This is a genomic window from Peribacillus sp. NPDC094092, assembly GCF_050279365.1.
GTDB lineage: Bacteria > Bacillota > Bacilli > Bacillales > DSM-1321 > Peribacillus.
In genome coordinates, this window is sequence record NZ_JBNNUC010000001.1 from 225,722 (window position 1) to 237,563 (window position 11,842).

General features: G+C 41.8%; 10 protein-coding genes. 2 read left to right on the forward strand and 8 right to left on the reverse strand.

Annotated features, from left to right (window positions below; genetic code table 11):
• Positions 1-31 precede the first annotated feature (31 nt).
• A complete protein-coding gene (locus ACQKNS_RS01045) occupies positions 32-1,663 on the forward strand; it encodes an amidohydrolase (protein ID WP_427640775.1) in 1,632 nt (543 codons plus the stop codon).
• A gap of 264 nt (positions 1,664-1,927) precedes the next feature.
• On the opposite strand, the gene ACQKNS_RS01050 is transcribed toward ACQKNS_RS01045, so the two are convergent.
• On the reverse strand, positions 1,928-2,923 hold the full coding sequence (locus tag ACQKNS_RS01050; RefSeq protein WP_427640776.1) for a D-cysteine desulfhydrase: 996 nt from the start codon (positions 2,921-2,923) through the stop codon (positions 1,928-1,930).
• 492 nt (positions 2,924-3,415) lie between these two features.
• Here ACQKNS_RS01050 and ACQKNS_RS01055 point away from each other — a divergent pair, with 492 nt between their 5' ends.
• The gene (locus tag ACQKNS_RS01055; RefSeq protein WP_427640777.1) at positions 3,416-4,129 is read left to right on the forward strand and encodes a GntR family transcriptional regulator; all 714 of its coding nucleotides are present in this window, start codon (positions 3,416-3,418) and stop codon (positions 4,127-4,129) included.
• 161 nt (positions 4,130-4,290) lie between these two features.
• Here ACQKNS_RS01055 and ACQKNS_RS01060 read toward each other — a convergent pair whose 3' ends face one another.
• The 7 genes from ACQKNS_RS01060 to ACQKNS_RS01090 form a co-directional block, all read right to left on the reverse strand.
• Complete coding sequence (locus ACQKNS_RS01060) at positions 4,291-4,905, reverse strand: nucleotidyltransferase family protein (RefSeq protein ID WP_427640778.1); 615 nt, start codon at positions 4,903-4,905, stop codon at positions 4,291-4,293.
• A complete protein-coding gene (locus ACQKNS_RS01065) occupies positions 4,898-5,947 on the reverse strand; it encodes an XdhC family protein (RefSeq protein WP_427640779.1) in 1,050 nt (349 codons plus the stop codon). Before ACQKNS_RS01065 ends, ACQKNS_RS01060 begins: the two co-directional genes overlap by 8 nt.
• Positions 5,948-6,064: 117 nt before the next feature.
• Positions 6,065-7,339, reverse strand: coding sequence for an MFS transporter (locus ACQKNS_RS01070; RefSeq protein WP_427640780.1), 1,275 nt, complete (start codon positions 7,337-7,339; stop codon positions 6,065-6,067).
• Between the two features lie 142 nt (positions 7,340-7,481).
• A complete protein-coding gene (locus ACQKNS_RS01075; RefSeq protein WP_427640781.1) occupies positions 7,482-9,860 on the reverse strand; it encodes a xanthine dehydrogenase family protein molybdopterin-binding subunit in 2,379 nt (792 codons plus the stop codon).
• Between the two features lie 12 nt (positions 9,861-9,872).
• Positions 9,873-10,349, reverse strand: coding sequence for a (2Fe-2S)-binding protein (locus ACQKNS_RS01080; RefSeq protein ID WP_427642098.1), 477 nt, complete (start codon positions 10,347-10,349; stop codon positions 9,873-9,875).
• Positions 10,349-11,278: an FAD binding domain-containing protein gene (locus ACQKNS_RS01085; RefSeq protein ID WP_427642099.1), complete on the reverse strand. Its 930-nt coding sequence runs from the start codon at positions 11,276-11,278 to the stop codon at positions 10,349-10,351. The genes ACQKNS_RS01080 and ACQKNS_RS01085 overlap by 1 nt, the downstream gene beginning before the upstream one ends.
• Positions 11,265-11,747 carry an SRPBCC family protein gene (locus ACQKNS_RS01090; RefSeq protein ID WP_427640782.1) on the reverse strand — a complete coding sequence of 161 codons (483 nt, stop codon included), beginning with the start codon at positions 11,745-11,747 and terminating at the stop codon, positions 11,265-11,267. The genes ACQKNS_RS01085 and ACQKNS_RS01090 overlap by 14 nt, the downstream gene beginning before the upstream one ends.
• Positions 11,748-11,842 lie beyond the last annotated feature (95 nt).

Sequence of the window (11,842 nt, forward strand, 5' to 3'; positions counted from 1 at the left end):
TATTCCATGGATTTGAAAGGAACGATTGATAATGAATCAACAACTTGCTGATGTGATTATTTCTAGTAATGCTGTATTTACAGGTCTTAATGATCAACCGGAACCCGCTTCGATTGCGATTAAGGACAACAAAATCATTGCGATTGGTTCTGAGGAGGAGGTTAAATCTTATTCAGGCGAGAATACGAAAATCTATCAATTTAATGAGCAATTAATTATACCGGGTTTTCATGATTTCCATCTTCACATGATGGATGGGGCCGTTTCGATGAATAGTGCCAATTTATTCTCAGCACGTTCAGAAGAAGATGCGTTGGAAACAATTCTTGAATTTGCCGAATCACGTCCGCAAGATCCATGGATAATCGGCACTTCATGGGATGCAGGATATTGGGATACGCAGCAATTACCGAATCGGCATTCATTGGATGGTATTCTCCCAGATCGTCCGGTGCTCATGTTTCACGCCGAAGGACATTACGCATGGGTAAATTCAAAGGCGCTTGAAATCGCTAATATCACCCGTCATTCGGAAAACCCTTCGTATGGATTTATTGGAAAAGACGAAACCGGTGAACCTAATGGTCTTTTATACGAAAAAGCAATGGACGCAGTTATCCTCCATGCCTATGATTTTACTAAAGAACAAAAGAGAGAACTTTTCACGAGTTTCCTCGCTTATGCAGCTAGTTTAGGAGTAACATCCGTTCACGACTTATTTGCTATGGAAGCATTGGAAATGCTTAATGATTATGATGTTTTCAAGGAATTCGAAGACAATGGCGAATTAACAGCCCGCATTCATTTATGGCCTGCTTTAAATGGCAATCTTGAACGAGTGAAACGATTACGAGATACGTATCAATCCGATAAACTTCGTGTATCAGGATTGAAGCAATTTATCGATGGCGTCATTACCGCCCGCACCGCTTATTTACTTGAGCCTTATGCTGATCAACCGAAAACATGCGGTGAATCTTCGTTCCCTCCTGAAACGATCAAAAAATGGGTCGTTGATGCAGATAAAGAAGGCTTCAGCATTCGATTTCATGCCATTGGCGACGCAGCGATCCGCCTCGCTTTAGATGCCTATGAAGTAGCGCAAAAGACAAACGGTAAACGTGATTCACGTCATTCTGTTGAACACATTGAAGTGATACACCCGAATGATGTTCATCGTTTCAAACAGCTAGGCGTGACTGCTTCCATGCAGCCGGATCACTTTGCAATGTCCGAAAGAGGAGTTTACACCGAGCGAATTGGTACAGAACGAGAAAAGCATGTTTTTCCGATTAAAACATTGCAAGAAGCCGGTGCAAAATTGGCATTTGGAACGGACTTCCCAATCGATACCCTTGATCCGCTACTGCAAATTTATCGTGCAGTAACGAGAATTGACAGCAGCGGAGAAACGGTATGGCATCCACATGAGTGCATCACACTTTCCGAAGCATTGAAAGCTTATACAGCTGGATCCGCTTATGGTACTTTTAGAGATGAGGAACTTGGTACATTAGAAGTGGGGAAACTTGCAGATATCATAGTATTGGAACGAAATCTCTTTGAAGTTCCAATAGAAGAAATCCCCAATATAAAGGTACAGCTAACGATCGCTGATGGAAAAGTCGTTTTTGATCATACGACGTCTTTAATCGAAAAGTAACAAAATCATAAAAGAGGATTCTACAAATGTAGAATCCTCTTTTATACATGGACAATAGTCTAATCCGCTATCAATTCGTTAGCACATTGGAGAACCGTTTCCTATTTCTTCTTTAAAATTCTTCTTTTAAGCGCTCTCCACTTGATCATAACAGGGCCTCTAAAAAACACTTAAATTCCATCAAGCCGTTTTCACACCAAGCAAAATTCAGCATGAAAGATTTCGATACATATGTTGATTAAGGCATACTAAATGATAAGCATTTCAATTAAATAGGGAAGTATTGGCGTATAACGATGAAGCACCGCCAGAGTGAACAAATAGGATGTTATCTTCGGGCTTAAATGTGCCTTTTTGTATTAAATCAATGAGTCCTGCTGCCGCTTTACCCGTATATACCGGATCCAGCAATATCCCTTCTGTTCTTGCCATTAGCTTGACTGCTTCCACCATTTCAGGTGTAGGCAAAGCATAACCCGGTCCGACATACTCATCAAAACACGTAACAGCCTCACGAGGTATCGAATTTGGAATGCCGATATGTGTTAAAGTTTCTTTAACAAGCTGAAAAACCTTCTCTTCTTGTTCCGCTTTTCCTCTGCTTACGTTAATTCCAATAACGGAAACTCCACTTTGACTTCCATGAAATCCCGACACCAAACCAGCATGCATTCCCCCACTGCCGCTTACACAAATCACTGCTTTCAAATCAATCCCTTGGTCAAAGGACTGTGCCAAGATTTCCTGAGCGCATGCAACATATCCCGTTGCCCCAATGACATTGGAGCCCCCAACCGGAATGATGTAAGGTCGATGTCCTTTCTCTGTTACCTCTTTAGCCACTTTCTGCATTTCTTGCATCAAGTCTGCTCCATTAGGGACGACTATTATTTGGTCAGCCCCCAATAAATGATAAAGAAAATAGTTACCGTTAAAATCCGGCTCTGAATTTTTTGAAATTCCCTCTTCCAACACAAGGATGCATTTCATTTTCTCTTTAACCGCAGCAGCCAGTGTCAAACGGCAATGGTTTGACTGAATGCCTCCACATGTAATCAATGTATCCGCGCCTTTTTCCAATGCATCGGCAACAAGGAATTCCAGTTTTCTTGTTTTATTTCCCCCGGCAGTCAGTCCTAGCATATCATCACGTTTCACATAAATGGATGGGCCCCCAAGAACTTCAGAGAAATGATCTAATCTCTCAACTGGTGTATATGTAGGTGTATATCGTTTTCTGGGAAATTGTGCTAAATTCATTTTGAACTCCTCCTGTTTCCTCTATGTATATTAAAGAAAAGCAAATATCAATCTGACATTCTCTTTTCTTTAAAATAAGCTTCGATTTCAATCATAGCATCTTTATGTAATCGAGCAACATGAATCTCACTTCTTGCATGGTAATATGCATTAAGAATCCCTTTATACATCATTCATCGAGGTATAGTGACCCATATCAAAACCGATGACTATATAACCTACTGTGACCTTATCTTAATACTCCATGTCACCCCTGTTTTCCCAAAATGGATCAGGCAGTTCCATAGTTTCAGCATGGGATGAGTGCTTCCCTGGATTTTATTCCCTGACAAATTATAATAGTTTCATAACTCCTCCCCCTTCCTTTAGTGCCGCAACAGAAACGACCCCTTGTATAAATAATTAAAAGTCTGAAGCATTGCAATGACTTCAATCGTTTTTTAAGATAAAATGAATATACTTGTATATAATTGGATTTTAGAAAGGAGCACCATGGAAACCAATCACTATCAATATATTACAGAACAAATAGAACATTATTCTTCTAAGCCCTTAAGGGAAGCTATATTTTTTGTAATAAAAAATGCGATCATTGAAGGGATATTTTTGCCTGGAGACCGTTTAACGGAAGATGATATCGCCCAACAATTCAATTGTAGCCGTACACCGGTTCGTGAAGCTTTGAGGAAATTGGAACAGGAGAATTTACTTCAGGTGAAACCTGGTATAGGGATGGTCATATCCAATGTGGATATTGAACTTTTACATCAGGAATTGGAAATCAGGAAAATGCTCGAAAACTATTCGATACAAAAAGCTTGTGAAGGAATTACGGAAGAGGAATTAAAAAAACTGGAATGGGCAACGGATAAACTGCAACAGGCAATCAATAGTAATGACCGAATAGCGGCAAGCCGTGCAAATATTGAATTTCACCGCTTATTATATTCCTACTCGAGAAATACCTTCCTCCAAAAAACGACGGATTCATTATGGTTATCTTTTCGAATTTCCTTTTTATCGGCCCGTAATGAAGATGTTACAATGGTTGATAAATCTTGGTATGAGGAACGAAACAACGAGCACTTGCAGGTAATCCATGCCATCCGTGACAAAGATGCAGAAAGAGCAATAAAGGTCAATACGATCCATATCCAAAAAAACTATGATTATTACCTTGATTACATAAAACGTGTTTCCGAATAAAATTAACATTAAAGGGTGCCTATTTGCGAGAATTCAGTCCGCAATTGTAGGAACCCTTTTACTAAATAGCTTTTCAGCATTTTGAAAGCTTCGGGGAATATTTCGACCTTCCCTTTTTTTTCGTCCTGCGTGATCTTTCACCAGGAATGACTCAGAGCATTTCAATGATTTGATTTCAAATGCAGTTTCACTTTAAGGAAGTCTTCAGGCGTGTCAATATCAAATCCCCACATCGAATTGTCAAAAGAAACGGTCTCAGTCACTGCATCATATTTTTTAATGATGCTTTTACCCCCTTGATCACCTTCTATTGAATGAAATTCCTTGAGTATTAGTGAATCCACTAGTATGGGATGTCCTAACTCTCCTTTATATTTCGGCCGGACGATCCGTACTCCTTCGTCTTTACACTCTATATATTTTTCTAGTAAAGCTTGTATGACGTCGAGGGAAATAAGGGGCTGATCCGCAAGGAAGATCATGACTGCATCCACATGTTCTTTAATGGACTGAACTCCAAGTTTTAGAGAAGTGGACATTCCATCTGCAAAATTCGGATTATGAATGATCTTCAATTCTGGATAATCTTCACTATGTTGACGGATTTCTTCTATATAATTTCCGGCAACCAAATAGATGGGATGCATGGAGCTGCCAAGGATGGAATCAATGACATGGCGAAATAGAGGTTGGCCACGTAAAGGAAGTAGCAGCTTAGGTTCTCCCATTCGAATCGACATGCCTGCCGCAAGGATGATCGCGCCTATATTAGGCATGAATCTTCACTTTTCCATGCAAGGGTGCGGGTATTCTTCCATTTCTAATCGACATCAATTCAGACACAATACTTATTGCGACTTCTTCCATCGTTTCGGCACCGATATCCAGACCAATTGGCGAGTGGATTGGACCGCTGTTGAAGTCTTCACCAATTATTTTGAGCATTTCCGTTGTACGGGAGATTGGTCCAAGCACCCCAATATATCGTGGGTCACTTTTCAAAGCCACTTGTAAGGTCTTCTCATCTAAGGACTGGACATGATTCATGACTACCCACCATGCCCCCGTGTAATCGCATGGGTTTATTTCATCTGGGCATTTTTGCAAATTAGAAGCCAAAGGAAACAACCGGTCATTATTGAAATTCTTGCGTGAATCCAATACCGTTACGGAAAACCCAGCTTTTGCTGCCAATTCGACAACTGGGACAGCATCCCTGCCAGCACCGGCAATAATCAAGTGCTCACTGGGGTTTATAGCATCAATCAAATATCGTTTTCCCTCCAGGTTCATCAATTCCGCCCGAGTTTGTGTATCCATTACCCTCCTTGCTTTCTCAACGACTTCATATGGCAAACTTCCAGAATTCCCAATAAGTTTGCCATATTTATCGACGATTAAACCATTACCGGAGGATACATCCAATATCATCGTGAATTTCTGTCCTTTCTGGACAATTTGATTTGTCATGCTCCAGAATTCGTCATCTGGCTCAATAGGGAGAATACATATATCCAATTTACCTTTGCATCCTATTCCCAACCCCCAAATTTCATTCTCGCTCAAGTCATATTGGTGTGTAACGCAAGCGTTAGTTTCCATAGCCTTTTCCGCCCAGCCATATAAATCGCTTTCCAAGCATCCTCCGCTTATCGTGCCGTACATACGACCGTCCGATGCCATCATCATCTTTGCACCTGGAAGTCTGTATGCTGAACCCTTTACACCTATCTGCATGACCATGGCTGCTTTTTCCTGCCGCTCCCATGCGGAGCTTATATTTTCCAACACGTCTTTTAATTCTTGTAACCTTGACATCATTAACCCCCTCCTCTAATTCTGGTATTTACATATTTGGAAGCAGAAAAAGGGAGACAAATAGAATATGCTATTTGCCTCTCCCCCATTATTCATTTTCAATGATTCTTCATAGCACTAATATCCCTTTCTGACTAAGAAAACACTTAAGAAAAGGGAAAGGGCAACAAAACATAAAAGGGCAATGAACCCGCCATTATATGAACCGCTCATTTGACTGAATAAACCGACAACAATGGGTCCAAGAGCCGCAATTAAATACGATACACACCCGAAAACCCCACTGATGCTCCCCATCACCTCGGGTGAAGCGACACGATGAAGCATGGTCATGGTCAGGGCAGCTGGCATAAATAGAAGACCTATCAATAAAATGCTCAAGATGGCCGCAAATGTGCTGTTAGAAGTGAAAAGGGAGAAAAGCATGAAAACGATGATAAGCCCGCATGCCCCTCCTACAAAAATAGCCCTCTTCATGAATCGATCGGAAAGAAAACCCGCCACCATTTGTACAACAATGGCTAATGCGAATCCTCCTGCATTTATAACAGCGGAATTAACAAAGGCAATCCCTTTTTCTTCTGTCAAATAACTTGGTAAAAAGGTCGAAATCCCATAATAAGCAATGGAAATGCAAGAATATACAATCGTTAAGATCCAGAACATCGGACTAGCAAGAACCGCTTTAACATTATCTTTACTTGCGGTTGGAGTTTTCCCCGTTTTTTGATTACTTTGAATATAGTTTAATTCCATTGAATTAACCGCATAATGCTTAGCTGGATTATCTCTTGTCATGATTACAAATAATATCAAACAGACGACAGATAAAGCTGCAAGAATAAAGTAACTTTCCCTCCAGCCATATGTGGACGCTATGATCGCTATTAACGGAAGCCCCAGAACTGGTCCTATCGCATTTCCGTTATACCAAGTTGTCTGTGCCTTTGCTTGTTCATTCTGCGGGAACCAGCTTGAAGTCAATTTCAATGCCATTGGATACAGGACTCCTTCACCTATTCCCAATATGGCCCTGGACCATAAAATCGCACTGATGGAATCGGCCATTCCACCTAAAACCATTGCAAAAGCCCACAGAGCGATCCCGATGAAACCGCTGCGCAATGCACCTATTTTATCAACGATGAAGCCCCAAGCTAATTGACCAAAAGCATAAGTGACTAAAAATATGCTGCTAAGTGTTCCTTTCACTAAGTTACCATCAATGCCCAAATCCATTAGAAAAGGCTTGTTGGCTAGCAAAATATTAATATTTGCCTTATCCATCATGGAAACAGTGAAAAGAACAAGCAAAGGAAAAGCCGTAAAGATCCAACGGGTATTCGTCATTTTGCCCGATGCATCATGCAGTTGTGGATTTAAATTATTCAAAAAATCAGCCCCTATTATCATGAAATGTTCAAAAACTAGTGTAATCCCCTATTTACACTTCCATTTTCATGCTCGTCTGTTCTTCTGTCATGGCATAGGGCATTATCCATCAACAATGAATTCTAAACGCCAAATGAATTTTTTAACCTATTTCGATTTTGTACTTTTTCGATTCCGCATCCTTAATCCAATTACGGAGTTTACTTGGGCTAATGGGCAATTGATTGATCGTGATTTCTAATGGTGCGAGCGCATCGACGACAGCATTCGCTATGGCTGCAGGCGGGGAAATGGCCCCTCCTTCGCCTACTCCCTTGATTCCAAGTGGATTTCTGGTAGAGAGGAATTCTTGATGGGACTTTTCAACAGTCGGAATCTCCATGGAAGTCGGCAATAAATAATCCATATAAGATCCTGTCAAAAGTTGGCCTTTCTCATCGTATACGACTTCTTCATATAGTGCTGCACCAATCCCCTGTGCTATGCCACCCTGCACTTGACCATCCACGATCATTGGATTGATGACCTTACCAGCGTCATGGACCACACTATAACCCTTCAACTCGACAAAACCCGTTTCCTTATCCACTTCCACCATGGCAATGTGGACGGACGAAGAAAAAGTAACGGTGGGCGGAACGAAGTAATGTGTGACTTGCAGGCCTGGTTCCATTCCAACAGGCACCTTGCATCTGTTTCCTGGACGCGCCGCTTCCGCAATTTCCTTATAGTTCACACATTTTTCAGGTTCGGCCCTAACGAAGACTTTTCCATTTTCCATTTGTAAATCAGATGATTCAACATCAAGCATGGCAGCTGCTACGGCCAATACTTTCCCCCTTAATTTCGCTGAAGCAATTTGAATGGCAGATCCGGCATTCACTGCACTCCGGCTTGCGTACGTTCCGGCACCAAAGTCCAAGTTCGCTGTATCCCCGACCCTTATTGTAATTTCATTTGGGCTAAGCATTAATTCATCCGCACAGATTTGGGAGAATACCGTTTCGTGACCCTGCCCCTGCGGGGATGCCCCAAGGTATGCCACAACCTGACCGGAACCATCAACCGTGACATGGGCACTTTCGAATGGACCTGCACCGGTGCCTTCTACATAAGTGGAAATGCCGACACCGAATAGCTTTCCTTGCTTTTTCAACTCTATTTGCTGCTCTCTAAACCCTTCGTAATCGACCATTTTCAACCCTTGATCCAGTGCAGCGGGATAGTCCCCGCTATCATAAATCAGTTTTGCTCCATCTTTAACCAAAATTCCTTGGTCATAGGGCATATCCTCTGCTTGAATCATGTTCTTTCGCATTACTTCCACTGGATCTTTTTTCAACTTTCTTGCGACCATATCGATTATTCGATCCATTACAAAAACGACCTCTGGTCTCCCTGCTCCCCGGAATGGAACATTCGGTGTTTTATTCGTCAAGACAATCTGGCAAGTAACATCATAGTTTGGAATCTTATATGCTCCCCTTAGATGGTAGGCACTATTGTAGGCACATGTTAATCCGAAATAATTGACGGCGCCACTATCAATAATGAAGTGATCTTTAATTCCCAAAATGGTTCCATCCAGATTATAAGCTACCTCAACATCATGGATTTGATCCCGTGAATGGCGGGCACTTGTCAAATGTTCCAGACGGTCTTCAATCCACTTGACAGGTCTCCTCAGTAACTTGGATAGATATGGAATCATGATTTCTTCTGGGTGTACCCCACCTTTTGGACCGAAACCGCCACCTACATCAGGTGCTGTCACCCTGATTTGCTGTTCAACCAAACCCAATGATCTAGCAATATACGTTCTGATTTCAAAAGGAAGTTGAGTGGAAGAATATACATGAAATTGATCTGTACGGTTTTCATAGGTGGAAACGACCCCCCTCGTTTCAAGCGGGTTGGATGAAACTCTAGGAGTTTGAATTCTTGCCTTCAGAATATGATCCGCATCTTTAAGCGACTGTACAGCATCTCCTGTCGCAACATGGAAATTTGACTGAACGTTATTCTGTAAATGTTCTTGAATCAAAGGTGCTTCTTTTTCCATTGACTTGAATGGGTCGACAACCACTGGTAACGTCTCATATTCCACTTTTATTAAATCGGCTGCATCTTCGGCCACATACCTGTTTTCTGCAACGACGACTGCAATGGGCTGCCCTACATACTTCACCTTATTCTTGGCCAGGACATCTTCATAGCAATAATGGATGGTGGGATTGATCGCTTCCTCCAGATTGGGAGGCAATGCACAGTGTGATTCAAATTGGACAAGAGGCTTTATGATACCATCTATATCCATTCCCGTGAGAATGGCATGCACCCCTTCCAATGCCTGAGCATCAGAAATATCAATCCCTTTGATTGTGGCATGTGCATGTGTGCTGCGGACAAAGACTGCTTCAACCATATTTGCCATTCGGATATCTCCCACGAATTGCCCTGTACCTGTAACCAAACGATAATCTTCCTTCCGCTTAACACTTTGGCCAACGTATTTTGTCATGCTGTTCCCTCCTTAATTGGACACAGTTTGGGCAGCCTGCTTCACAGCTTTAATAATATTGGAGTAACCCGTGCATCGACATAAATTTCCTGAAATGCATTTTCTTATTTCTTCTTCACCTGGATTTGAATTTTCTTTCAGAAAACTCGAAACAGTCATCAAAAATCCCGGTGTACAAAATCCGCATTGCAGGGCATGATTATCCGAAAAAGCTTGCTGTAGGTGATTAAGATTCCCATTTTCATTGATAAGGGACTCCACAGTCTTGACTTCACATCCATCCGCTTGGACTGCAAGCATTAAACATGAGCGGACAGGAACACCGTTAACATGGATTGTACAAGCACCGCAAACTCCATGTTCACAACCAATATGTGTTCCAGTAAGTAAGAGGTTTTCCCTGATAAAATCCGATAATAGCAATCTAGTGTCTACTACCCTCGATATATCTTGTCCGTTTACTTTTAGATTTATCTTAACTCCATCCATCACATCACCCTGCCCCCTTTTGCACGAACGGTCGCTTGCTTTAAGGCACGGATAACCATCGTACCGGATAGTTCCCTTCTATATTCAGCAGTACCATGGAGGTCGGATTCAGGTTCGATCATCTCCATGGTTAAGAAGCTCGCTTCCTTAAGAATTTCTTCAGTCGGTTCCTTTCCAACCAAAAGCTTCTCCACATCCTCTAAAGCTGTAGGAATGGAATTAACGCCGCCAATGGCTAATTTAACTTCGGAAAAACTTCCATCTTCACCCAACTCCACTACTGCTGCCACCTCAACCAAACCAAAATCCCCATGCCTTCTAGCCACCTCAACAAATGCAGATCCACTAGTCGGCTTCAATATCGGGAAACGGATCTCTTTAACCAATTGATCCGGCTGTAAAGATGTAAGCATATAGGTAAGGAAGAACTCTTCAGGGCTTACTATTTCTTCTCCGTTCACATCGGCAAGTACTATTTCTCCTCTCAAAGCGGTTAAAACGCATGGCAGCTCCGCAGATGGATCACCATGGGCAATGCTGCCGCCAACAGTTCCCCGATTGCGTATTTGTTCATGGCCTACCCACTGGATCGCTTCCGATAGCAATGGACACTTATCCTTGACCAATCCCGATTTTTCTATTTCCCTGTGTTTCGTCAATGCTCCGATGACCAGTGATTCACCATCTTCTTGTATATAACGCAACCCTTCTGCCCTGCCTATATCAATAAGGTATTTTGGAGTTGAAAGTCTCATATTCAATAATGGAATCAAACTTTGTCCCCCGGATAAAACCTTGGCATCTTCGCCATATTCCGATAAATAGTGGACCGCTTCTTCCAAGCTCGAAGGCCGAAGGTAATTAAACTTAGCTGGTTTGATAGGAACCCCTCCATTCGTAATTGAATGACCGGCATCAAATTCTTTGATGCGTTTTTAGCTGTTTCTCCATATCTTTAAAGAATTTACCTGCCATGAATTTTGCAATGCCACCAATGACCCTGCTTCCCACACCAGCGATCATTCCACCTATATCTGCCTCACATTCCCAAATTAATTGACAACCATCACCATCAGGGATGATTTTACAGTCCATTTCAGCAGAAACAAATCCTGGCTTCCCGCTGCCTTCAGCATTTAAAATATACTGATGTGGCACTTCCAAATCCTTCAATTTCACCTTTCCCGTGTAGTCACCTTTTACAGCTGCAACACCAAGCTTAAGTTCAACATCATATTCACCATCTGCAACTAATGAAAGGTTTTGACATCCTGGAATGGCATTCTTGAGTAATTCCGGATTATGCATGGCTTCCCAAATCACTTCGGCACTATAATCAAAGTTTATTTTTCCGGATATCTCCAATTCTCTTCGCCCCCGATCGTACAAATTTTTCATACCCATTTGCTTCTTAGAAAAAAGAATATCTCACCTGCATACATGTATACATCTTAGTATAAAAAAATCCAAGCCGATAACTACTTTTAATAATA